Genomic DNA, 23,506 nt, shown 5'->3' on the forward strand with positions numbered 1-23,506 from the left:
TGACGGGATTTCCCTGTATCAGAGGCGGGTGTCTCCCGAGCGGGGGACGACGTCGGTGTCGACGAGCTGCTCCCACAGCCCGGCACCGTCCGGCGCGGAGACCCAGACGGCGTCGCTGCCCTGTGCGTGCTCGGAGCGCGAGCGTCCGCCGGCCAGGACGGCCTCGCTGGGCGACAGTTGGCGGATGGCCACGGCGGCGACGTTCTCCGGGTGGTCCCGGAGGAACCGCCCGTAGAGCTCCTCGTCGTGCTGCCCGTCGTCGCCGACCAGCAGCCACCGCATGTCGGGGAACTCCTCGGCGAGACGGTCGAGCGAGCCCTGCTTGTGCAGGCGGCCGCTGCGGAACCACCGGTCGTGGGTCGGCCCCCAGTCGGTCAGCAGCAACGGGCCGCTCGGGTAGAGGTTGCGCGACAGGAAGCGCGAGAGCGTCGGCGCGACGTTCCAGGCGCCGGTCGACAGGTAGATCACGGGGCAGCCGCCCGCGGCCGTGTGCAGCCGTTCGTAGAGGACGGCCATGCCGGGCACCGGGCGCCGGGCGTGCTCGTTGAGGACGAAGGTGTTCCACGCCGCCAGGAAAGGGCGGGGGAGCGAGGTGACCATGACGGTGTCGTCGATGTCCGAGACGATGCCGAACCGGGCGTCGGCGTCGATCACGACCACGGGGGCCTCGATCGGCCGCGAGCCCTCGGTGCTCAGGGTGACGAGGTGCCAGCCCGGCTCGAGGTCGACCTCGATCCGGGCGTCGAGCACCCCGCCGCGGTCGGTGGTGACCTGGACGGTGCGGCCGCCGACCGTCACGTCGACGACGGCCCGCTCGACGGGCACGCTGGTGAAGCTCCGCCAGCCGCGCACGTTGAGGCGGTCGGTGCCGTCGAGCGACCCGGTGCGCGTGAGCAGCACGCGGGACAGCACCCGCACCCAGCCGGCCGAGCCGTAGCCCGAGTACGGCACGATCGTCGGGAGCAGCCCCCGCTTGCGGGCCCGCTTCTCACGGAACCGGTGGACCGAGTTCTCGAGTCGGGCGGCGCGGTGCAGGAGGGGCTCGACGGCGGACGACGTCACCGTTCGGGGGTCGGGCATGCGGTCATCCTCCCACGCCGCCGCGCGACGACGGGTCAGACCGGGTCGACCAGCGACGGCGAGTCGACGCCGACGCGGCCGACGTCGGGCGACACCTCGTGCACCTGCAGCCGGGCGGCGATCTCGTCGACGAGCCCCGAGACGCCCTGCAGCAGGTCGTCGTCGCCCTCGGTCTCCGGGTCGAGCCAGTCGTCCATGACGTCGGCCCCGACCAGCACGGGCATTCGGTCGTGCACCCCGGCGAAGGGCCCCGAGGAGGCGCGGGTCAGCACCGCGGTCGACAGCAGCCACCGAGACGGCGACCCCACGGCGGCCGCCGGGTCGCGCCACCACTCGTACAGGGCGGCGAAGAGCATCACCTCGTCGTCGGGCAGGCTCACGTAGACCGGGCGCTTGCTGCCGTCGGGCAGGACCTGCCACTCGTACCAGCCGTTGGCGGGCACGAGCCCGCGTCGGGAGACGACGGCCTCGCGGAAGGTGGGCTTCTCGGCCGCGGTCTCGACCCGGGCGTTGAAGAGGGGGGCGCCGACGGGCCCGGGGGAGGCCGCCGCGACGAAGCCCCACCGCGCCGACGCGAGCCGTCGCACCGGCGGCCCGCCCGCGTCGTCGCCCCGGGGCGCGGCGTCGACGAGCAGCGACACCGGGCGGGTCGGAGCGATGTTCCAGGAAGGGTCTGGGAGAGTGTCACCCGATACATCAACGTCGAACAGGGCCACCAGGTCGCTCGAGGCGCGCGCCATCACGAATCGTCCGCACATGCGTCCATTCTCGGGGCAGCGACCGACAGTGGCCGACACCCGGTCGCCGGAGCCCCCGACGGGGGCGCCCGCGGGGCCGGCCAGGCGGGCCTGTGCGCCGCCGTCGACCGACGGCCGGCCCCGACGTCCAGCACCGTGCCCGGCACCCGCCGGCACCGCACCAAGGAGGAACGTTGCTCGTCACCGACGTCAATGAAGCACTGCCCGGGGGATCGTCACTGCTCAGGAACGAGCCGGTCCAGGCGCGCAGCACCGCGCGCCTCACGGGCCTGCTCGACGCCGCGGCCTCGATCATCGACGAGATCGGCTACGAGCGGCTCACGACCGCCATGGTCGCCGAGCGCGCCGGCGCCTCCATCGGCACGGTCTACCGCTACTTCCCCGACCGCATCGCGGTCGTCGACGCCCTGGCGCTCCGCTGCACCCAGCGTCTCGTCGCCGGCGTGTCGGCGGCGGTGGCCGCCGACGGCGTCGACGACTGGCGTCAGGCCCTCGACGCCGTCATCGACACGGAGGTGCAGATGTACCGCTCCGAGCCGGGCTTCCGGTCCGTGAGCTTCAGCGACGCCCCCGAGCTGGGCGCCGACGGGGGCGCCCCGGCCGTGCACCCCCTGGCCGAGAGCCTGTCCGCCCTCCTCGCCGACCGCTTCGGCGTCGTCCGTGACGACGCGAGCGACCTGGCCGTCCAGGTCGTCGTCGAGATCGGCGACGCGCTGCTGGCGCGGGCCTTCGTGGCGGGCGGCGACGGCGACCCCCGCTTCGTCGAGGAGTGCCGACGGGCCGTGCGCGGCTACCTCGAGCCCGTCCTCACGGTGGCCTGACCCGCCTCCCCACCGTCCCTCCGCGGCCCGGCCGCCGTCGTCCGCCCAGCGCGGCGACGGCGGCCGTTCTGCGTCACGACTCGGCCACGGAGGCGTCGACGAGGTGCCCCCGTCGGGGGAGTGTGGTTGGGTGGTGGCCCTGGCAAGTGTCGATCCGTGCTGCCCACGAGGAATGAGCCACCCATGATCGAGTTCCGCTCGGTGAGCAAGCAGTACCCCGACGGCACCCGCGCCGTGGACGACTTCAGCCTCGTCATCCCCTCCCGGAAGACCACCGTCTTCGTCGGGTCGAGCGGCTGCGGCAAGACGACCATCCTGCGCATGATCAACAGGATGGTCGACGCCACCTCGGGCACCATCGAGATCGACGGCGAGTCGATCGCCGGCCTCGAGCCGGTGGCCCTGCGCCGCAGCATCGGCTACGTGATGCAGAACTCCGGTCTGCTCCCGCACCGCAAGGTCGTCGACAACATCGCCACGGTGCCGGTGCTCAAGGGCGTCGGCAAGAAGGAGGCCCGCGACCGCGCGCTGGAGCTGATGGACACCGTCGGCCTCGACCGCTCGCTGGCCGACCGCTACCCGAGCCAGCTCTCCGGCGGGCAGCAGCAGCGCGTGGGCGTCGCCCGCGGCCTCGCCGTCGACCCGAACATCCTCCTGATGGACGAGCCGTTCGGCGCCGTCGACCCCCTGGTGCGCTCCGACCTCCAGCAGGAGCTCATCCGGCTGCAGCGCGAGCTCGACAAGACCGTCGTCTTCGTGACCCACGACATCGACGAGGCCTTCTACCTCGGCGACCAGGTGGTCATCCTGGAGAAGGGCGGCCGGATCGCCCAGCAGGGCACGCCCGCCGACATCCTCTCCGACCCGGCGAGCGACTTCGTCGCCGACTTCGTCGGGTCGAACCGCGGCAAGCGGGCGCTGCACATCGAGCAGACCGCGACCGGCCAGGTCGTCGTCGACGAGTCCGGCCGCACCACGGGCGTCCTGACGCAGCCCGTGCCCGTGCTCCAGGCAGAGGCCGGTGCCCCCCGGGCGCCGGGTGCTCCGGCGCAGGGTGGGCACGCGTCGTGAACTGGATCTGGTCGAACACCGACTACATCTGGGACAAGACGCTGGTCCACCTCGGGCTGAGCGTGCCTCCCGTGATCCTGGCCTTCGTGATCTCGCTGCCGATCGGGTGGCTGGCCAACCGGTTCCCGGTCGTCCGCGGGGTGCTGCTCACCGCCTCCGGCCTCATCTACGCCGTGCCGTCGTTCGCGCTGCTCGTCGCGCTGCCCGGCATCATCGGCCTCTACCCGCTGCGGAGCAACACGAACCTCATCGTGGCGCTGACCCTGTACGGCGTGGCCCTCATGGTGCGATCGACCGCCGACGGCCTGCGGGCCGTCGAGCCCGACGTGCTGCAGTCGGCCACGGCGATGGGGTACTCCGGCTGGCAGCGCTTCTGGCGCGTCGAGTTCCCGCTCGCCGGCCCCGTCCTGCTCGCCGGGCTGCGCGTGGTCGTCGTCAGCACCGTCAGCCTCGCGACGGTCGGCGGCATCCTCGGCATCAACGGGCTGGGCCTGCTCTTCAACGACGGCCTGCAGCGCAGCATCCTCGCCGAGATCGGCACGGGCATCGTGCTGACGATCGTCATGGCGCTCGTGCTCGACGGCCTGCTCGTCCTCCTCGGTCGCGTCCTGATGCCGTGGGCCGGCCAGGGGGCGCGCGACCGGCGCCCCGTCCGCCAGGCCGAGGCGGTGACCGCGTGAACGCCTTCCTCGACGCCCTCGCGTGGCTCGGCGACCCGGTCCACCTCACGGGGGCGAACGGCGTGCCGGCCCGTCTCGGGCAGCACGTCACCTTCTCGGTGATCGCGGTGCTCATCGCGGCCGTGGTCGCGATTCCGCTCGGGTTCCTGATCGGGCACACGGGCAAGGGGCGCACGGTCGCGGTCGCGCTCACCGGCGGCGTCCGGGCCCTGCCCACCGTCGGCATCGTCTTCCTCCTCGCGCTCGTGCTCGGCATCGGCATCAGCGCGCCGATGATCGCGTTCGTGGTGCTCGCGATCCCGTCCATCCTCGCCGGGGCGTACTCGGGCTTCGAGGCCGTCGACCGCGCGACGATCGACGCGGCCCGCGCGGTCGGCATGACGGAGTGGCAGATCGTCACGCGCGTGGAGCTCCCGCTCGGCCTGCCCCTCCTCATCGGCGGGCTCCGCTCCGCCCTGCTGCAGGTCGTCGCCACGACCACCATCGCGGCCACCGTGGGCGCCGGCGGCCTGGGCATCTACATCTTCACGGGCCTCCGGTCGAACGACTACACGCAGATGTTCGCGGGGTCGATCGTCGTGATCGCCCTCGCCGTCGTGCTCGAGGTCGTCTTCTCGGTGCTCCAGCGACTCGTCGTCCCGGCCGGCGTCACCGCCGCGGGCCGCCCCCTCGACACCCGCGTGACGACCTCCCGGTCGGCCGCGGCGAAGGCAACATCCCTCCAGGAAGGAACACAGTGATCAACACAGCGAAGAAAGGCCGGCTCACCGTTCTCGGTGCAGTCGCGATCGGGGCCATGGTGGCCCTGGCAGGGTGCGCGTCGAGCGACCCCCTGAGCGACGGAGGAGGAGATGCCTCGGCGTCGTCCGACACCATCGTCGTCGGCTCGCAGCAGTACTACTCGAACGAGATCATCGCCGAGCTCTACGCCCAGGCCCTCGAGGACGGCGGCTACACCGTCCAGCGCGAGTACCAGATCGGCCAGCGCGAGGTCTACCTCCCCGAGCTCGAGTCCGGTGACATCGACGTCTTCCCCGAGTACACCGGCAACCTCCTGCAGTACTACGACAAGGAGTCGACGGCGAAGTCGCCCGAGGAGGTCGAGGCCGCCCTGGCCGACGCTCTCCCCGAGGGCCTGACCGCGCTCACCGCCTCGGAGGCGTCCGACCAGGACAGCTACACCGTGACCAAGGAGTTCTCCGAGGAGAACGACATCACGAGCCTGGCCGACCTCAAGGACTACGACGGCACCCTCGCCGTCGGTGCGCCGCCGGAGAACGCCGAGCGCCCCTACGGCCCTCCCGGGCTGAAGAGCATCTACGGCGTCGACGTCACCTCGACCCCGATCGACGACGGAGGCGGGCCCCTCACCGTCAAGGCCCTCCTCGACGGCAGCGTCCAGCTCGCCGACGTCTACACGGCCAGCCCGCTGATCGCCGAGAACGACCTCGTCACCCTCGACGACCCGGAGAACATGATCCTGCCGCAGAACGTGGTGCCGATCGTCTCCGACAAGGTCGACCAGGGCGCGCAGGACATCATCGACGCCGTCGACGCCGCCCTGTCGGCGAAGGACCTCCAGGAGCTCAACGCGAAGAGCCAGACCGACCAGGAGTCGTCGGCCACCATCGCGAAGGACTACCTGACGTCGAAGGACCTCATCGGCTGATCGTCGGTCCACACCACCGGAGGGGCCGGGCGCGCACAGCGCCCGGCCCCTCCGTCGCGCCGGCGCAGGCCCGGGGGCAGGGCAGGCCCGGGGGAGAGCGCCGGGGGCGGGCGTCTCGGCTCAGGCGCGGCCGTCGTCCTCCGGGGGTCGAGCGTCCCCGTCCACCATGTGCCGCGCCTCCCGCCGGTGGACGACCTTCTTCACCACCAGCACGAGCACCAGGAACACGGCGACGATGCCGACGAAGACGTAGCCCGCCTGGTGCAGCTGGTCGGCGAGCTCGCGGTAGCTCCCGGCGGCCGCGGCGCCGACCGACACGTACGCCGTGGCCCAGAGCAGGCAGGCCGGGGTCGTCCAGGTCAGGAAGGTGCGGTAGCGCATGGGGCTCGTGCCGACGGTGAGGGGGATCAGCGAGTGCAGCACGGGCAAGAAGCGGGAGATGAAGACGGCGATGCCGCCCCGCCGCGCCAGGTAGGCCTCGGCGCGGGCCCAGTTCGCCTCACCGAGTCGCTGGCCGAGCCGGCTGTGGCGGATCGCGGGGCCGAAGTGCCGGCCGAGGGCGAAGCCGACGCTCTCGCCCACCAGCGAGCCGACGACCAGCGCGGCGACGAGCAGCACCCCCTCGAGCGGTGACGCGACGGCGGTCGCAGACACGATGGCCACGGTGTCGCCGGGCACGACGAGGCCGAGCAGCACGGAGGTCTCGAGCACCATCGCGAGCCCCGCGAGGAGCGTCCGGAGGAGCGGGTCGACCGACTGCACGAGGTCGAGGAGGCCGGTCAGCACGTCGTTCACGCGGCTGATCCTATTCACAGGCAGCCGTGAGGCGGCCGCCCCCCTATACAACAGGTGTCGCCTATCGTTCGTCCTACGCTGAGATCGTCCCGCCGACGTGACGCCCTCCGTCCCCCTCGAGGAAGAAGACGACAGTGCTCTCGACCCTCACCGCCCGCGGACCGGGCCGCTCATGACCGAGCTGCTCGACCCGCTGCTGCTCTCCCGCTGGCAGTTCGGCCTCACGACCATCTACCACTTCCTGTTCGTGCCGCTCACGATCGGCATGGCGTTCACCGTCGCCGTCTTCCAGACCGCGTGGGTGCGCACCGGCCGGGTGCACTACCTCCAGCTGACGCAGTTCTTCGGCAAGATCTTCCTGATCAACTTCGCCATGGGCGTCGTGACCGGCATCGTCCAGGAGTTCCAGTTCGGCATGAACTGGTCCGACTACTCGCGGTTCGTCGGCGACGTCTTCGGCGCGCCCCTCGCGCTCGAGGGCCTGCTGGCGTTCTTCCTCGAGGCCACCTTCATCGGCGTCTGGATCTTCGGCTGGGACAAGGTGCCCGCGAAGCTCCACCTCGCGAGCATCTGGGGCGCGACGGTCGGGAGCATCCTGTCGGCGTACTTCATCATCGCGGCCAACGCGTTCATGCAGAACCCGGTCGGCTTCGACATCAACGAGGAGAAGGGCCGGGCCGAGCTCACCGACATCGTCGCGGTGCTCACCAACAAGGTGGCCCTGGCGGCCTTCCCGCACACGATCTTCGCCTGCTTCATGGTCTCCGCGGCCGTGATCGTCGCGGTGGCCAGCTGGCACCTGAGCCGGAGCCAGAACCTCGAGACGATGCGCCCCGCACTGCGCTTCGGCCTGTGGACGATGGTCGTCGCCGGCGGCCTGACCGTGCTCACGGGCGACCAGCTCGGCCTCGCCATGGTCGAGACGCAGCCGATGAAGATGGCGGCGGCGGAGGCCCTGTACAAGACCTCGACGGGGGCCGACGCCTCCTTCTCGATCTTCACGCTCGGCACGCCCGACGGCGTCCACGAGCTCTTCAGCGTGCGCGTGCCGTACCTGCTCTCGTTCCTCTCCACCCACACGTTCGACGGCACCGTCGAGGGCATCAACGACCTGCAGGCCCAGTACGTGCAGCTCTACGGCCCGGGCGACTACACCCCGATCATCTGGGTCACCTACTGGTCGTTCCGCTGGATGATGGGCCTCGGCATGGTCGCGGTCATGGTCTCGGTCGTCGGCCTCTGGGTCACGCGCCGGGGGCGCCTGCCCGAGAACCGCTGGGTGTGGCGGGCCGCGGTGTGGACCTTCCCGCTGCCGCTCCTGGCCATGGTCGTCGGCTGGGTCTTCACCGAGATGGGCCGCCAGCCCTGGCTCGTCTTCGGCCTGCTCAAGACCGCCGACGGCGTCTCGCCGAACGTCACGGGCCTCGAGGTGCTGATCTCCCTGCTCGCCTTCACGGCCATCTACGGGACCCTCGCGGTGGTCGAGTTCCGGCTCATCCTCCGCGCCGCCCAGAAGGGCCCGGCGGGGCCCCCCGCGGTCGACGCCGAGACCGGCGCCGTCACCCACGAAGCGACCGTCTACTGATGGAAGGCGCACTCTGACATGGACCTCCCCACCCTCTGGTTCGGCATCATCGCCTTCCTCTTCGTCGGCTACTTCGTGCTCGACGGGTTCGACTTCGGCGTCGGCATGTCGCTGCCCTTCCTGGGGCGTGACGACACAGACCGCCGCGTCCTGATCAACACCATCGGGCCGGTCTGGGACCTCAACGAGACCTGGGTCATCGTGGCCGGGGCCGCGCTCTTCGCGGCTTTCCCCGAGTGGTACGCGACGATGTTCAGCGGCTTCTACCTGGCCCTCCTGCTCATCCTGCTCGCGCTCATCGCCCGCGGGGTCTCGTTCGAGTACCGCCACCAGCGGCCGGAGGCGCGGTGGAAGCGCCGCTTCGACCTCATGATCACGGTGGGCTCGGCCGTGCCCGCCTTCCTCTGGGGCGTGGCGTTCGCCAACGTCGTCCGGGGCGTGCCGCTCGACGCCGGCTTCAACTACACGGGCACCTTCCTCGACCTGCTGAACCCCTACGCCCTGCTCGGCGGGCTCACGACCCTGCTGCTCTTCTTCACCCACGGCGTCGTCTTCGTCTCGCTGAAGACCGACGGCGAGATCCGGGAGCGGGCCCGTCGGCTCGCCGTCCGGTCGGGCGCGGCGACGATCGTGGTCGCCGCGGGCTTCCTCGCGATCACGTCGCTGATGCACGGCACGCTGGCGTCGACGGTCCTCTCCGTCGCGGCGGCCGCCACGCTGGTGGCCTCGTTCGTCGCGAACCTCCGTGCCCGCGAGGGCGTCGCGTTCGCCACGATGGCCGTGACGATCGGCCTCGCCGTCGTCAGCCTGTTCGCGGCGCTCTTCCCCGCGGTGATGCCCGCGAGCAACGACCCGGCGAACAGCCTCACCATCGCGAACGCGGCGAGCTCGACCTACACGCTCACCGTCATGAGCTGGGTGGCGCTCGTCTTCGTGCCGCTGATCCTCGCCTACCAGGGCTTCACGTACTGGATCTTCCGCAAGCGCGTGACGCGGGCCGCGATCCCCGTCGCGGCGCACTGACGGGAGGGCCGTGAAGCCGCTCGATCCGCGCCTCCTGCGGTACGCCTCCGCCGCCCGGGCGTTCCTCGTGCTCGGGGCCCTGCTGGGCGTGCTGCAGACCGTGAGCGTCGTCGGGGTCGCCTGGGGCGCAACCCGCGCGGTCGTGAGCGTCGTCGAGGGCGCCGGGGCGGGCGCGACCGGCGACGCGCTCGTCGTGCTCGCCCTCTCCGTCGTCGCGCGGTCGGCCACGTCGTGGGCGCTCGAGGCCGTGGCCGCCCGCACCGCGGCGACGGTCAAGAGCCAGCTCCGGGCGCGGGTCCTCGCGGCGGTGTCCGTGCGCGGCCGCGAGTGGGTCGCCGAGCGGGGCTCCGCCCGTCTCACGACCCTCGTCGGCCCCGGCCTCGACGCCCTCGACGAGTACTTCTCCCGCTACCTGCCCCAGCTCGTCCTCACCGCCCTCGCGACGCCGCTGATCGTCGGGGTGATGCTGGTCAGCGACTGGCTGTCCGCGGTGATCGTGCTGGTGACGCTGCCGATCATCCCGCTCTTCATGGTGCTGATCGGCTGGACGACCCGGGCCGCCCAGGATCGCCAGTGGGAGCGCCTGCAGGCCCTCGCCGCCTCCTTCCTCGACGCGGTGGAGGGGCTCTCCACCCTCAAGGTCTTCGGCCGGGAGCGTCGACAGGTCGAGCGGATCGGGCGGCTCACGGACGACCACCGGCGGCACACCATGGCCGTGCTGCGCGTCTCGTTCCTCAGCGGCTTCGCCCTCGAGCTCGCGGCGTCGCTGTCGGTCGCCCTCGTCGCGGTCTCGGTCGGCATCCGGCTGGTCGACGGGTCGCTCGCCCTGTCGGTCGGGCTGTTCGTGCTGCTGCTGGCGCCCGAGGCGTTCCTGCCGCTCCGTCAGGTGGGGGCGGCGTTCCACGCGGCCTCCGACGGCGTGGCCGCGGCCGAGGGCGTGTTCGCCGTGCTGGAGGAGGGCTCGGCGACCGGCCCGACGCCCGCGCGCGCGGCGGTCGCCCCCGTCGGGGCGGGCGACGCCCTCGTCGTCTCCGCGGTGTCGGTCGAGCGCGGCGGCGTCGTCTCGCTGGCTCCCACGTCGTTCGTCGCGGAGACGGGCCGGGTCACAGCCGTCACCGGGCCGAGCGGCGTCGGCAAGTCGACCCTGCTCGCGGCGGTCAAGGGGGAGGCGCCCCACGGCGGCGAGTTCCGCTGGCGCGACGCCGACCGCGGCTGCGTCGTCGGCGACGTCGCCTGGTCGGGCCAGCGCCCCGGCCTCGTCTCGGGCACCGTGGCCGAGAACGTGGCCCTGGGCGACGAGGTCGACCCGCCCGCGGTGGCGGTCGCCCTCCGCGCCGCGGGGGCGCCCGACGTCGACCCGGGCCTCGTGCTCGGCGCGGGCGGCGGCGGCCTCTCGGGCGGGCAGGCCCAGCGGGTCGCCCTCGCCCGGGCGCTGTACCGGGTCGAGCGTCGCGGTGCCCGGCTGCTGCTCGTCGACGAGCCGTCGTCGGCCCTCGACGCGGTCACCGAGGCCGCCGTCGTCGCGGGGCTCCGGCGCGCGGCGGCCCGCGGAGTCGCCGTCGTGGTCGCGACGCACCGCGCGGCCGTGCGCGACGCCGCGGACGACGTCGTCGTGCTCACCCCCGCCCCCGCCCCCGCCCCCGCCCCCGCGACGGCCCCTGAGGAGCTGCCCGCATGACCGTCACCCGCACCCGCACCGGCACCGCTCCCGGCCCGTCCCTCCTCCGCACGGCGCAGCCGCCGCTCCGGCGCTCGGCGCCCGGCATCGCGGCCGGCTCGCTCAGCGCGCTCTCGGCCGTCGCCCTGCTCGCCGCCTCGGCGTACCTCATCACGCGGGCGGCCGAGCAGCCGCCCATCCTCTACCTCACGATGGCCATGGTCGGGGTGCGGGCCTTCGCCCTGGCGCGTGCGGCCTTCCGCTACCTCGAGCGGCTCTCCAGCCACGACGCGTCGTTCCGGCAGCTGGCGGTCGTCCGCACCGAGCTCTACCGCAGGCTGTCGCGCGTCGCGCCGGCCGGGCTCGGCCGCACCGACCGCGGCGACCTCCTCGCCCGGGTGGTGTCCGACGTCGACGCCCTGCAGGACCTGCCCCTCCGGGTCGTCCAGCCCCTCGTCGTCTCCGGCGTGACCGCGGCCGCCGCCGTCGGGGGCGTCGCGATCGTCTCGCCCCGCGCGGCGCTGGTGCTGGCCGGGGGGCTCGTCGTCGCGCTCGTCGTCGGCGTCGTGCTCGCCGACCGGCTCGCGACGGGCACGGAGTCCGCGCTGGCCGCCCGCCGCGGCGCCCTCTCCGGCGCCGTGCTCGACACGGTCCAGTCGCTCGACGTGCTCGTCGCGTTCGACGCGCTCGAGGGCCAGCTGCGCCGGGTCGCGGCCCTCGACGACGACCTGCGCCGCGCCTCCCGCCGGCGCGCCACGACCGCGGGGCTCGTCGCGGCGCTCTTGTCGCTCGTCTCGGGCGCCACGGTGGTCGGCGTGGTGCTCGCGACCGCGGGCGACGTCGCCGCGGGCGAGCTGCGAGGGCCCGCCTTCGCGCTGGTCGCGCTCGTGCCGATCGCCGTGCTCGAGGTCGTGGGGGCCGTGCCGACCGCCGTGGTCGCGGGGCGTCGCGTGCGCGCCAGCGGGGCCCGGGTGGAGTCGGCCGCCCCGCTCGTCCCACCGGCGGAGATCGTGGTCGACGAGCTGGGCGAGCTGGGCGAGCCCGAGGGCGACGAGGGCGACGGTCCGGCCGCCCTCCCCGCCGGCCTGCCGGTGCTCAGCCTGGACCACGTCTCGGCGCGCTGGCCCGGCGCCGCCGCCGACTCCCTCGTCGACGCGACGCTCGAGGTCCGCGCCGGCGACCGCGTCGTCGTCGAGGGCCCGAGCGGGGCCGGCAAGAGCACGCTCGCCGCGGTCCTCGTGCGCTTCCTCGAGCACCGCGGGCGCTACGAGGTCGGCGGCACGTCGGTCCGCTCGCTCGGCGCCGAGCGCGTGCGGGGCACGGTCGGCCTGATCGAGCAGTCGCCGTGGCTCTTCGACGAGTCGATCCGGCAGAACCTCCTCTTCGCCCGCGACACCGCGACCGACGACGACCTGCTCGCCGTGCTCGACCGGGTCGACCTCGGCGACTGGGTGCGCGAGCGGGGCGGCCTCGACGCCCGCCCGGGGGAGCGGGGGGTGCTCGTCTCCGGCGGGCAGGCACAGCGGCTGTCGCTCGCCCGCGCCCTGCTCCGCGGCTTCCCCGTGCTCGTGCTCGACGAGCCGACGGCCGGCCTCGACGCCGAGCTGGCCGATCGCCTCGTCACCGACGTCCTCGAGGCGGCGCGCGACGACGGGACGACGGTGGTGCTCATCTCTCACGTCCCCGTGCCCGCGGCCCTGGTCACCCGCCGGGTGCGCGTCGAGGGGGGCGTCCTGCGCGAGGTCGGCTGACGCGGGGGCCGCGGGCTGCCCGGCCTCTCGCCGGGGGTGCCGGCGTCGTCGCGGTCAGGCGGCCGGCAGCGGTCGGCGCAGGGCGTCGAGCCGTCGCTGCCAGGTCGCCAGGCGGCCGGGCTCCTCGGCCGTCGTCGGGCCGTCGACCCAGCGCGTGGCGATGCGCACGCCGTGCAGGGCGCTCAGCGACCAGATCTCGAACCCGTCGAGCTGCTCCGGCGTCACCCGCTCGTGCAGCACGTCGACGCCGAGCACGGCCGCGAGGGTGAGCACCGTCCGCACCGTGACGCCCGGCAGCCTCGGCAGGTCGTCCGAAGGCATGCAGAGGGCGTCGCCGCGCCACCAGAGCAGCGAGCTCCACGCGCCCTCGACGACCCAGCCGTCGGCGTCCAGCAGCACTGCCTCCTCGGCGCCGCGGGTCGCGACCTCCCGGCGGAGCGCTCCCAGCGCCTCCAGGTCCGGGCCCTTGACGAGCGGCTCGGTGCGGGGGTCGGAGGAGGCGGTGGCCAGCACGACCGACCGCCGTGCCCCGGGTGCCGGCCGGAGGTGCAGGAGGAGGTCGTCGCCGAGCAGCTCCGCGCGCGGGAACCACCGGCCCTCGCGGGGCAGGGCCGCGACCGCGGCCGACCAGAAGGCGTCGACGTCGAGCGCCGGCGCGGCCTGCCCCACGGAGCCCGCGAAGCGGTCGCGGTGCACGTCGAGGGCCCGGACGGCTCCGTCGACGACGAGCCAGGAGTCGGCCACGCGGGTCGGGCCCCGGTGCGCCTCCGGGCCGGTGGCGGGGTGGTCGAGGGGAACGTCGTCGCCCGGGTGCCCGTCGTCCACGAGTCGTCCGTCGTGCCAGCGGAGGGTCGTCGCGAGGCTCATGCCCCCCAGGCTAAGCGCCGCGCGGGGCCGCCCCGACCCCGGGTGGCCCGCGGGCTCCTACACTCGGTCCATGCGCCCGACGGTCCTCCGCCGCCCCCTGCCGTGGGCCGACCCGGAGGCCGTCGTCGCCGCCCTCGCCCCCGAGGGCGACGTCGTGTGGCTCGACGCCGGGCACGGGGCGGTCGCCGGCCGTTCCGTCCTGCTGTGGGGCGACCGGGTCACCGCGTCCGCGCGGCACGGCGAGCTCGCCCGGCTCTGGGCCCTGCTCCGCGACGACCTCGCCGACGGCCGGGACGACGCCGCCCCGCTCGGCTGGGCCGGCTGGCTCGGGTACGGGGCGGGGACGTGGCTGCTCGACCGCGACGCCACCGTGGGGCCGGGGCGCGGCAGCCCGCCGTCGGTGACCGCGGGCCTCCCCGTCGACGAGGCCGCGCCTCCCGACGTCGCCCTGCTCCGCACCGACCGCGCCCTCGTCTTCGACCACGCCGCCGGCGAGGTCGAGCTGGTCGCCCTCGGGGCCGACGACTGGGCGCGGTCGGTGGCCGCGGCCTGGCCCGGCGTCGCCCCGCTCGGGGAGCCCGCGGATCCGGAGGCGCGGCGCGGCCCCGGTGCCGTCCGCCGCCGTCACGACGACGACGCGTACCTCGCCCTCGTCGCGCGCTGCCAGTCCGCCATCGCGGCCGGCGACGCGTACGTGCTCTGCCCGACGACGTCGTACGAGGTCGCGGGGACGGTGGACGCCTTCGAGACGTACCGCCGCCTCCGTCGGTCGTCGCCCTCGCCGCGGTCGTCGTTCGTCCGCATCGGAGGGACCGCCGTCGCGGGCGCCTCGCCCGAGTCGTTCCTCGAGGTCACACGGGGCGGCGTCGTGAGCTCGTCGCCCATCAAGGGCACCCGGCCGCGCGCCGCCGACCCGGTCGCCGACCGGGCCCTCGCCGACGAGCTCGCGACGAGCGAGAAGGAGCTCGCCGAGAACCTGATGATCGTCGACCTGGTGCGCAACGACCTCACCCGCGTCGCGCGCCTCGGCAGCGTCGTCGTCGACGAGCTCTTCGCCGTGCGCTCCTACCCGGCCGTGCACCAGCTGGTCAGCACGGTCACGGCCCGGCTCGCCCCGGGCCTCGGCGCGCTGGACGCGCTCGAGGCGACCTTCCCCGCCGGCTCGATGACGGGCGCGCCGAAGCGCCGCGCCGTCGAGCTGCTCGCCGAGGGGGAGGCCGCCCACCGCGGCGTCTACTCCGGCGCGGTCGGCGTGCTCGGCCTCGACGGCAGCGCCTCCTGGGCGATGGCCATCCGCTCGGTCGTCGTCACCGACGGCGCGGCCACCGTCGGGGTCGGCGGGGGAGTGACGTCGTCGTCGGTGCCGCGGGAGGAGCTGGCGGAGGTGGCCTGGAAGGCGACCGCGCTGCTGCGCGCGCTGGGGGTCCCCGCGGGAGGCGCCTCCTCGTGACCTGCCCCGGTGCGGTCGGCGCCCCGTGCGGACCACGCTCGGCGGGCCGCTACCCTGGACGACGGGCCGCCGCGTGCCCGCACCTCGTCGTGCCGTCCGCCGGTCGCCTCCATCCCGTGAGCGAATGAGAGTCCCGTGGCACACGAGCACGACAACACCCCCGCCGAGGAGCGCGAGTACGACGTCGCGCGCCTGCAGCGCAAGTGGCAGCAGGTGTGGGAGGTCGCGAAGCCCTTCGCGGTCGACCCCGACGACAAGCGCCCGCGCAAGTACGTCCTCGACATGTTCCCGTACCCGTCGGGCGACCTCCACATGGGCCACGCGGAGGGCTACGCGCTCGGCGACGTGATCGCGCGCTACTGGCGCCAGCAGGGCTTCAACGTGCTCCACCCCATCGGCTGGGACAGCTTCGGCCTGCCCGCCGAGAACGCCGCCATCAAGCGCGGCGTCGACCCCCGCGAGTGGACCTACGCGAACATCGCGCAGCAGGCGCAGAGCATGAAGCTCTACGCGCCCTCCTTCGACTGGGACCGCGTGCTCCACACGAGCGACCCCGAGTACTACAAGTGGAACCAGTGGCTGTTCCTCAAGATGTACGAGAAGGGGCTCGCCTACCGGAAGGACAGCTGGGTCAACTGGGACCCGGTCGACCAGACCGTCCTGGCGAACGAGCAGGTGCTCGCCGACGGCACCTCCGAGCGCTCGGGCGCCGTCGTCGTCAAGAAGAAGCTGACGCAGTGGTACTTCGGCATCACGGAGTACGCCGACCGCCTGCTCGACGACCTCAACCAGCTCGAGGGCCGCTGGCCCACCAAGGTGCTGAACATGCAGCGCAACTGGATCGGGCGGTCGGTCGGCGCCGACGTGCACTTCGAGATCGAGGGCCGCGACGAGCGCGTCACGGTCTTCACGACGCGCCCCGACACCCTCTACGGGGCGACCTTCATGGTCGTCGCGCCCGACAGCGACCTCGCGGCCGAGCTGGTCGCCGAGGCCACCGACGACGTGAAGGCCGCCTTCGCGGAGTACCTGGTGCAGGTGCAGAAGTCGACCGAGATCGAGCGGCAGACCGCCGACCGCCCGAAGACGGGCGTGCCCCTCGGCCGCGTCGCCGTCAACCCGCTCACCGGCGCCCCGATGCCGGTCTGGGCGGCCGACTACGTGCTGGCCGACTACGGCCACGGCGCGGTCATGGCCGTGCCCGCGCACGACCAGCGCGACCTCGACTTCGCCCGCAAGTTCGACCTGCCCGTGCGGGTCGTCGTCGACACGAACGCCCCCGTGACCGGCGTCATCCCGAAGCTGGAGCTCGACGAGCACGGCCAGGCGATCCTGCCGGAGGACCTGCCCGAGCTCGACCCCGCGAAGACCGGCGTGGCCCTGACGGGCGACGGGCGCCTGATGAACTCGGGCCCGCTGACCGGTCTCAGCAAGTCGAACGCGATCAAGCGCGTCGTCGAGCTGCTCGAGGAGAAGGGCGCCGGCAAGGCCGCGAAGACCTACCGCCTGCGCGACTGGCTGATCTCGCGCCAGCGCTTCTGGGGCACGCCCATCCCGATCGTCCACGCCGCCGACGGCACCGAGGTGCCGGTGCCGGAGGACCAGCTGCCCGTGCTGCTGCCGTCGACCGAGGGCCTCGACCTCAAGCCGAAGGGCAGCTCGCCGCTCGGCGCCGCCACCGACTGGGTGACCGTGCCGAACCCGCTCGACGGCACGCCGGCCCGGCGCGACGCCGACACGATGGACACCTTCGTCGACAGCTCGTGGTACTTCCTGCGCTTCCTCAGCCCGGACGACGCCGAGAAGGCCTTCGACCCCGCCGTCGTCAACCGCTGGGCACCGGTCGACCAGTACGTGGGCGGCGTCGAGCACGCCATCCTGCACCTGCTCTACGCCCGCTTCATCACGAAGGTGCTGTTCGACCTCGGCTACGTCGACTTCACCGAGCCCTTCAGTGCGCTGCTCAACCAGGGCATGGTGCTCCAGGACGGCGCGAAGATGAGCAAGAGCAAGGGCAACCTCGTCACCCTGTCGGAGGAGATCGAGAAGCACGGCGTCGACGCCATCCGCCTCACGATGGCCTTCGCCGGCCCGCCGGAGGACGACATCGACTGGGCCGACGTCTCGCCGGCCGGCTCGGCGAAGTTCCTCGCCCGCGCCTTCCGCCTCTCCTCCGACGTCGCCAGCCCGGTCGACGCGGTCTGGGCCGACGGCGACCAGGCCCTGCGCCGCCAGACGCACCGGTTCCTCGCCGAGGCGCCCGGGCTGACGGAGGCGTTCAAGTTCAACGTCGTCGTCGCGCGCCTGATGGAGCTCGTCAACGCGGTGCGCAAGACGATCGACTCGGGTGCGGGCGCGGCCGACCCCGCCGTGCGCGAGGCGACCGAGACGGTGGCCCTGGCCCTGTCGCTCTTCGCCCCGTACACCGCCAGTGAGATGTGGGAGAAGCTGGGCCACGACGGCGTCTCGGTCGCCACGGCCGGGTGGCGGAAGGCCGACCCGACCCTGCTCGTCGAGACCAGCGTCACGGCCGTCGTGCAGGTGAACGGCAAGGTGCGCGACCGCCTCGAGGTCTCGCCGAAGATCAGCTCGGAGGAGCTCGAGGCCCTGGCCCGCGACTCCGCCGCGGTGCAGCGCGCCGTCGGCGAGAAGGAGATCGTGAACGTCGTCGTCCGGGCGCCCCGCCTCGTGGCGATCGCCGTCAAGTAGCGGCGCTCCGTCCCTCCCCGGTCACCGACGGCCGCCCTGGCTCCCCAGGGCGGCCGTCGTCGTCGACGGGGGCGTGGCGGCGGCACCTAGCGTCGCGGGATGGTCGTCACCTTCCGCAGCGAGCCCGACCCGGCGAGGCCGGGCGGTCCGCGCTGGCGCATCGGCCTCGGTGCGGCCGTCGTCGTGCTGCTGGTGCTCGCGGTGGGGTCGGTCGTCGCGACGGCGGTGGCCACGGGGGGAGGCGCGGGCGAGACCGAGATCACCGCGGCGGCGTCGACGGGGGGCCCCGACGGCGACGAGGCGGGCGCGGCGGCGACCGGTGCGACGGCCGGGTCGGGCACCGCGGGGTCGCTGTTCGTCCACGTGCACGGCCACGTCGCCCGCCCCGGTCTCTACGAGGTGCCGGCCGGGGCCCGCGTCGTCGACGTCGTGGCCGCGGCCGGGGGCTTCGCGCCGGGGGCGGACGAGGCCGGGGTCAACCTCGCCCGGCCGGTCGTCGACGGCGAGCAGCTGCGGGTGCCGGCGGTGGGCGAGGTGGTGGACGGGGGCGGTGGTGCCGGGGCTACCGGCGGCGGGGGAGGCGGTGGGGGTGGCGGCGGCGGGGCCGGCGGGGCGTCGGGCTCGGGCGCCGCCGCGGGCGGGGGCCTGGTCGACCTGAACCGCGCCGACGCGACGGGTCTCCAGGCGCTGCCGGGGGTCGGCCCGGCGACCTCGGCCGCGATCATCGAGTGGCGCGAGGGCTCCGGCGGGTTCCGGTCGGTGGACGACCTGCTCGAGGTGCCGGGCATCGGCGAGAAGACGCTCGAGACCCTCCGACCGCTGGTGACGGTGTGACCGCCGGCGACGGCGGGGCCGCCCCGCCCGTCGACGTCCGCCTGGCCGTCCCGGCGGGGGTGGCCTGGGCGGTGCTGGTCGTCGTGCTGCCTTGGTCGGCGGGGCGGCAGGCGGTCGTGCTGGCCGGCCTCGCGGCGGTCGTGCTGGCAGCGGGGGCGGTGGCCGCCGTCGCGCGGAGGGCGGCGCGGGGCGACGGCCCGCCTGGCGAGGTGTCGGTCGGCGCGCCGGCACGGTCCCTGCCGCCCTCGAGGCGACGGGCTTCCCGCGCATCCGCCGCCGCGACCCTCGTGCTCGTCGCGGCGGGGCTGGCGGGCCTCCTCCTCGGGGCGGCCACGGCCCGGTCCGACGACCGGTGGCTGCCCGCGGTGCTCGACCTGCAGGGCAGGGTGGTGACGGTCGAGGGCACCGCGACGGGCCGGATCGTGCCGGGCAGCACCACCGCGGTGCTCGACGTGGGCGTCGTCGAGGTGGGCGGTCGGGCTGTCTGGCGAGGCGACTCCTCGCTGTTCCTGCTGGGGCCCCGGGTCTCAGGGCCGGCCGTGGAGATCGGCCAGGCCGTCCGGGTCCGGGTCTCGCTGCTGCCCGTGGAGCGCGGCGATCCGCACCCGTGGGCGGCGGCGTCGCGAGGGCCACTGCGGGCGGGAGCCGAGGCGGAGGGCGTCGAGGGCGTCGCGAACGGGCTCCGCGGGGCCTTCCGCGCCGTCACGGCCGAGCTGCCCGGCGACGGCGGGGCCCTGCTGCCCGGCCTGGCGCTCGGCGACACCTCCGCCGTGCCCGACGACCTCCAGGAGGCGATGGAGACCGCGTCGCTGACCCACCTGACCGCCGTCTCGGGGTCCAACTGCGCCGTCCTCGTCGCGCTCGTGATGCTCGGGGGCGGGGCGCTCCGGGTGCCCCGCGTCGTCCGCATCGGGGTCTCGTGCGTCGTCCTGCTCGCCTTCCTCGTGCTGGTCACGCCCGACGCGAGCATCCTCCGGGCGACGGTGATGGCGCTCGTGGTGCTCGTGCACCTGGCGGCGGCGCGACCGGTCTCGGGCCTCCCGGTCGTCGCCCTCGCCGTGACGGGTCTGCTCCTCGCCGACCCCTGGCTGGCGCGCGACGTCGGCTTCGCCCTGTCCGTCCTGGCGACGGCGGGGCTCGTCGTGCTGGCGCGACCGCTGGCGGCCGAGTTCGCCCGCGTGCTGCCCACGCCGATAGCGCTGGGGCTCGCGGTCCCGGCGGCGGCTCAGCTCGCGTGCCAGCCCGTGCTGCTGCTGCTCGAGCCGAGCCTGCCGGTGCACGGGGTCGTGGCGAACGTGCTCGCCGAGCCCGCGGCTCCCGTCGCCACCGTGGCCGGCCTCGTGGTCTGCGCCACGGCGCCGTGGGCGCCCGGCCTGGCCGAGCTCGTCGCGCGCGTGGCCTGGGTGCCCGCCAGCTGGGTCGGCGCGGTCGCCCGCAGCGTCGCGGCGTGGCCGGGCGCTCGCCTGGACTGGTCGGGCGGGCCGGCGGGCGTGGCCGTGCTGGTCGTCGCGTCCGCGCTGGTGGCGGCCGTCGTCCTGACGCCGCGCGGGCTGCGGGCCCGACGGCTGCTCGGCGTCGCGCTCGTGGCGGCCCTCGTGGTCCCGGCCGGCGCGGCCGTGGGCGCCCGCCTCGGGGAGCGCGCGGGCGTGCCGGACGACTGGGTCGTCGCGCAGTGCGACGTCGGGCAGGGCGACGCCGTGCTCGTCCGGAGCGCCGGGCGCGCGGCGCTGATCGACGTGGGCGACGACGAGGAGGCGCTGGCCGGCTGCCTGCGCCGCTTCGGGGTCGACGAGGTCGACCTGCTCGTCCTCACCCACTTCGACTCGGACCACGTCGGCGCCGTCGACGTGGTCGCGGGCCGCGTCGGCACGGTGCTCGTCGGCGCTCCGGGTCGGCCGGCCGACGTCGCCGTGACGGACGCCCTGCGGGAGGGCGGCGCCGAGGTCGTCCCCGTGACGGCCGGCGCCGGCGGGGTGCTCGGCGACCTGGCCTGGTCGGTGCTCTGGCCCGTCGACGCCGAGGCCTCGGGCAACGACGCCAGCGTCGTCACCGCGTGGCGCCCCGCCGCCGGGTGCGTCGCCGGCTGTGCGTCGCTGCTCGCGCTCGGCGACCTCGGCGAGGCCGCCCAGCGGAGGCTCCTGTCGTCGCCGGCCGGTGAGGAGGCCCTGGGGCCCGTCGACGTCGTGAAGGTGTCGCACCACGGCTCCGCCGACCAGCACGCCGAGCTCTACCGTCGTGCCCGGGCCCGTGTCGCGCTGATCGGCGTCGGGCGGGAGAACGGCTACGGGCACCCGACCGACGAGGCCCTGGCGCTCGTCGACGGGGCCCTCGTCGCCCGCACCGACCTCGACGGCGACGCGGCGGTGACCGTCCGCGGAGCACCCGGCGGGGGCGGCGCCGCGGCGGAGCTGGGCCTGTGGCGGGGGCGACGTGGCTGACGGAGGGGTCCGTTACGCTGGTCCCCGGCTGCCCGGGGCGGCCGCACCTGGAGGAGGACCGTGGCCGCGAAGACGACCGGCAAGACCGTCAAGAAGGCGTCGGTCACCGTCGACCAGGTCGCGTGGCACCAGATCCGACCGGCGCCGGTGGTGCTCGTGAGCGGGCCGGAGCAGTTCCTCGCCGACCGCGCCGTCAGGCAGCTGCGCGACCAGCTGACGGCAGAAGACCCGAGCCTCGAGGTCAACGACCTCGAGGCCGACCACTACCAGCCGGGCGAGCTCATCTCGTTCGCGAGCCCCTCCCTGTTCGCCGAGCCGCGCCTCATCAGGGTCTCCGCCGTCGAGAAGTGCACCGACGCGTTCCTGACCGAGACCCTCCGGTACCTCGAGTCGCCCGCCGACGACACGTACCTCGTGCTGCGGCACGGGGGCGGCGTGAGGGGCAAGAAGCTCCTCGACGCCCTCCGCTCCGGGCTCGGCGGCGGCTTCGAGGTCGTCTGCGCCGAGCTCAAGAAAGAGACCGAGAAGCTCGACTTCGCCGCGGCCGAGTTCCGTGCCGAGCGTCGCCGGGTCACGTCGGGTGCTCTCCGCGCCCTCGTCACGGCCTTCAACGACGACCTCGCCGAGCTGGCCAGCGCGTGCCAGCAGCTGATCTCGGACGCCGCGGACGAGATCACGGAGGCGACGGTCGAGAAGTACTACGCCGGCCGTGTCGAGACGAACGCCTTCAAGGTGGCCGACATGGCGATCGCCGGCCGGCAGGGCGAGGCCCTGGTGCTCCTGCGGCACGCGCTGTCGTCGGGGGCGGACCCGGTGCCCGTGGTGGCGGCGTTCGCGATGAAGGTCCGCACGATGGCGAAGGTGCAGGGCTCGTACGGCCCGTCGGGCCAGCTGGCCTCGCGGTTCGGCATGGCGCCCTGGCAGGTCGAGCGCGCGCAGCGCGACGTCCGGGGCTGGAGCGAGGACGGCCTCGGGCGGTGCATCGAGCTCATCGCCGAGACCGACGCCGCCGTCAAGGGCGCCGAGCGTGACGCGATCTACGCCCTCGAGCGCATGGTGACCGCCGTCGCGACCCGCGGCGCCCTCGCCCGCTGACCCGCGCCTCCCCGGCCCCCGCGCGGCGACTTCCTCGCCCACCGACCCGCGCCTCCCCGGGCCCAGCCCGGCCCCGCGACTTCCTCGCCCACTGACCCGCGCCTGCCCGGGCCGCCCCGCCCCGCGACTCCCCGGCCTTCTGACCCGCGCCTCCCCGGTCCCCGCCCCGCCCCGCCCCGCCCCGCCCCGCGACTCTTCGGGCCGCCCCGCTCCGCGCCCTCGCGCCCGCCCGAAGACGGGCCCTCCCTCCGTCCGTCGCGCGCCCGCGATGGTCGGCAACTCCTGCTCACGGTCACGCGCGCGGCGGGTCGCCCGTCCCGGCGAGCACCCCGCAGGAGTTGCCGACGGTCCGCGGGGGAGGCGCGGTGCCGGCTGGGCCGTTCCGCGGACGCTCGTCGCCGTGGAGCGTGCGCGTCGGCAACTCCTGCTGCGTGTCGCGGGAGCGGCGTAGGGGCCGTTCCGGCGCGCAGGCCGCAGGAGTTGCCGACGGTCCGCGGGGGAGGCGCGGTGCCGGCTGGGCCGTTCCGCGGACGCTCGTCGCCGTGGAGCGTGCGCGTCGGCAACTCCTGCTGCGTGTCGCGGGAGCGGCGGAGGGGCCGTTCCCGCGCGCAGGCCCCAGGAGTTGCCGACGGTCCGCGGGGGAGGCGCGGTGCCGGCTGGGCCGTTCCGCGGACGCTCGTCGCCGTGGAGCGTGCGCGTCGGCAACTCCTGCTCCGTGTCGCGGGAGCGGCGTGGGGGCCGCTCCGGCGGGCATCCCGCAGGAGTTGCCGACAGGGCCCCCCCGCAGCCGCGGCCGCCGGCCGCGCGTGCACGACGAAGGCCCCGTCTCCGAGGAGACGGGGCCTTCGTCGTCGACGACCAGGTCGTCGGGGATGCTGCGTCAGCGACGCGTCACCGGGGGTCGGCTCAGAGAGCGCTGACCTGCTTGGCGATGGCCGACTTGCGGTTCGCGGCCTGGTTCTTGTGGATGACGCCCTTGCTGGCGGCCTTGTCGAGCTTCTTCGCCGCGAGGGCGAGGGTGCTGGTGGCCTTGTCCTTGTCGCCCGAGACGATGGCCTCGCGCGTGGCGCGGATCGCGGTCTTGAGCTCGCTCTTGACGGCCTTGTTGCGGTCCTGGGCCTTCTTGTTGGTGCCGATGCGCTTGATCTGCGACTTGATGTTTGCCACGTTCGCTACTTCCTTGGTTTCTGTGTCTGGACGAGTGATGCGCCAGCCGACCGGAG

19 protein-coding genes are annotated in these 23,506 nt (G+C 74.4%); 14 read left to right on the forward strand and 5 right to left on the reverse strand.

All coding sequences use genetic code 11. The features are described from left to right. Positions 1–18 precede the first annotated feature (18 nt). Complete coding sequence (locus JOE43_RS09775; RefSeq protein WP_209517380.1) at positions 19–1,080, reverse strand: App1 family protein; 1,062 nt, start codon at positions 1,078–1,080, stop codon at positions 19–21. 35 nt (positions 1,081–1,115) lie between these two features. Further along, entirely contained in the window at positions 1,116–1,838 is a 723-nt protein-coding gene (locus tag JOE43_RS09780; RefSeq protein WP_209517381.1) for an SOS response-associated peptidase, read from the reverse strand. A 173-nt stretch (positions 1,839–2,011) separates the two neighbouring features. Between JOE43_RS09780 and JOE43_RS09785 the strand changes: the two genes are divergently transcribed. The 5 genes from JOE43_RS09785 (at position 2,012) to JOE43_RS09805 (ending at position 6,079) form a co-directional block, all read left to right on the forward strand. Next, on the forward strand, positions 2,012–2,659 hold the full coding sequence (locus JOE43_RS09785) for a TetR/AcrR family transcriptional regulator (protein WP_209517383.1): 648 nt from the start codon (positions 2,012–2,014) through the stop codon (positions 2,657–2,659). 183 nt (positions 2,660–2,842) lie between these two features. Beyond that, a complete protein-coding gene (locus JOE43_RS09790) occupies positions 2,843–3,730 on the forward strand; it encodes an ABC transporter ATP-binding protein (RefSeq protein WP_209517385.1) in 888 nt (295 codons plus the stop codon). Next, positions 3,727–4,410, forward strand: a complete 684-nt coding sequence (locus tag JOE43_RS09795) for an ABC transporter permease (RefSeq protein ID WP_209517387.1) — start codon at positions 3,727–3,729, stop codon at positions 4,408–4,410. Before JOE43_RS09790 ends, JOE43_RS09795 begins: the two co-directional genes overlap by 4 nt. Continuing rightward, positions 4,407–5,150 (forward strand): ABC transporter permease, encoded by a 744-nt coding sequence (locus JOE43_RS09800; protein WP_209517388.1) that lies wholly within the window; start codon positions 4,407–4,409, stop codon positions 5,148–5,150. Before JOE43_RS09795 ends, JOE43_RS09800 begins: the two co-directional genes overlap by 4 nt. Next, complete coding sequence (locus tag JOE43_RS09805; protein ID WP_307803312.1) at positions 5,147–6,079, forward strand: glycine betaine ABC transporter substrate-binding protein; 933 nt, start codon at positions 5,147–5,149, stop codon at positions 6,077–6,079. The genes JOE43_RS09800 and JOE43_RS09805 overlap by 4 nt, the downstream gene beginning before the upstream one ends. Positions 6,080–6,199: 120 nt before the next feature. On the opposite strand, the gene JOE43_RS09810 is transcribed toward JOE43_RS09805, so the two are convergent. Continuing rightward, complete coding sequence (locus JOE43_RS09810) at positions 6,200–6,874, reverse strand: DedA family protein (protein WP_209517390.1); 675 nt, start codon at positions 6,872–6,874, stop codon at positions 6,200–6,202. Positions 6,875–7,046: 172 nt separating this feature from the next. On the opposite strand from JOE43_RS09810, the gene JOE43_RS09815 reads away from it, so the two are divergent. From JOE43_RS09815 to cydC, 4 genes are read left to right on the forward strand one after another with little or no spacing between them, the layout of a single operon-like run. Beyond that, positions 7,047–8,459 (forward strand): cytochrome ubiquinol oxidase subunit I, encoded by a 1,413-nt coding sequence (locus JOE43_RS09815; protein ID WP_209517393.1) that lies wholly within the window; start codon positions 7,047–7,049, stop codon positions 8,457–8,459. 18 nt (positions 8,460–8,477) lie between these two features. Beyond that, on the forward strand, positions 8,478–9,482 hold the full coding sequence (gene cydB / locus JOE43_RS09820) for a cytochrome d ubiquinol oxidase subunit II (RefSeq protein ID WP_209517395.1): 1,005 nt from the start codon (positions 8,478–8,480) through the stop codon (positions 9,480–9,482). A gap of 10 nt (positions 9,483–9,492) precedes the next feature. Next, positions 9,493–11,160: a thiol reductant ABC exporter subunit CydD gene (cydD, locus tag JOE43_RS09825; protein WP_209517397.1), complete on the forward strand. Its 1,668-nt coding sequence runs from the start codon at positions 9,493–9,495 to the stop codon at positions 11,158–11,160. Further along, the gene (gene cydC, locus JOE43_RS09830; protein WP_209517399.1) at positions 11,157–12,890 is read left to right on the forward strand and encodes a thiol reductant ABC exporter subunit CydC; all 1,734 of its coding nucleotides are present in this window, start codon (positions 11,157–11,159) and stop codon (positions 12,888–12,890) included. Before cydD ends, cydC begins: the two co-directional genes overlap by 4 nt. A 54-nt stretch (positions 12,891–12,944) precedes the next feature. Here the strand turns inward: cydC and JOE43_RS09835 are convergent, their stop codons facing one another. Further along, positions 12,945–13,757: an aminotransferase class IV gene (locus tag JOE43_RS09835; protein WP_209517401.1), complete on the reverse strand. Its 813-nt coding sequence runs from the start codon at positions 13,755–13,757 to the stop codon at positions 12,945–12,947. Between the two features lie 70 nt (positions 13,758–13,827). On the opposite strand from JOE43_RS09835, the gene JOE43_RS09840 reads away from it, so the two are divergent. From JOE43_RS09840 to holA, 5 genes are all read left to right on the forward strand, one after another. Then, the gene (locus JOE43_RS09840; protein ID WP_209517403.1) at positions 13,828–15,207 is read left to right on the forward strand and encodes an anthranilate synthase component I family protein; all 1,380 of its coding nucleotides are present in this window, start codon (positions 13,828–13,830) and stop codon (positions 15,205–15,207) included. A 135-nt stretch (positions 15,208–15,342) separates the two neighbouring features. Next, positions 15,343–17,916, forward strand: coding sequence for a leucine--tRNA ligase (gene leuS, locus JOE43_RS09845; protein WP_209517405.1), 2,574 nt, complete (start codon positions 15,343–15,345; stop codon positions 17,914–17,916). 99 nt (positions 17,917–18,015) lie between these two features. Further along, complete coding sequence (locus JOE43_RS09850) at positions 18,016–18,750, forward strand: helix-hairpin-helix domain-containing protein (RefSeq protein WP_209517407.1); 735 nt, start codon at positions 18,016–18,018, stop codon at positions 18,748–18,750. Further along, the gene (locus JOE43_RS09855; RefSeq protein ID WP_209517408.1) at positions 18,747–21,188 is read left to right on the forward strand and encodes a ComEC/Rec2 family competence protein; all 2,442 of its coding nucleotides are present in this window, start codon (positions 18,747–18,749) and stop codon (positions 21,186–21,188) included. The genes JOE43_RS09850 and JOE43_RS09855 overlap by 4 nt, the downstream gene beginning before the upstream one ends. A 60-nt stretch (positions 21,189–21,248) precedes the next feature. Then, complete coding sequence (holA, locus tag JOE43_RS09860; protein ID WP_209517410.1) at positions 21,249–22,283, forward strand: DNA polymerase III subunit delta; 1,035 nt, start codon at positions 21,249–21,251, stop codon at positions 22,281–22,283. Between the two features lie 906 nt (positions 22,284–23,189). On the opposite strand, the gene rpsT is transcribed toward holA, so the two are convergent. Then, positions 23,190–23,450: a 30S ribosomal protein S20 gene (rpsT, locus tag JOE43_RS09865; RefSeq protein WP_056054191.1), complete on the reverse strand. Its 261-nt coding sequence runs from the start codon at positions 23,448–23,450 to the stop codon at positions 23,190–23,192. Positions 23,451–23,506 lie beyond the last annotated feature (56 nt).

Source organism: Frigoribacterium sp. PvP121 (genome assembly GCF_017833115.1).
Taxonomy (GTDB): domain Bacteria; phylum Actinomycetota; class Actinomycetes; order Actinomycetales; family Microbacteriaceae; genus Frigoribacterium; species Frigoribacterium endophyticum.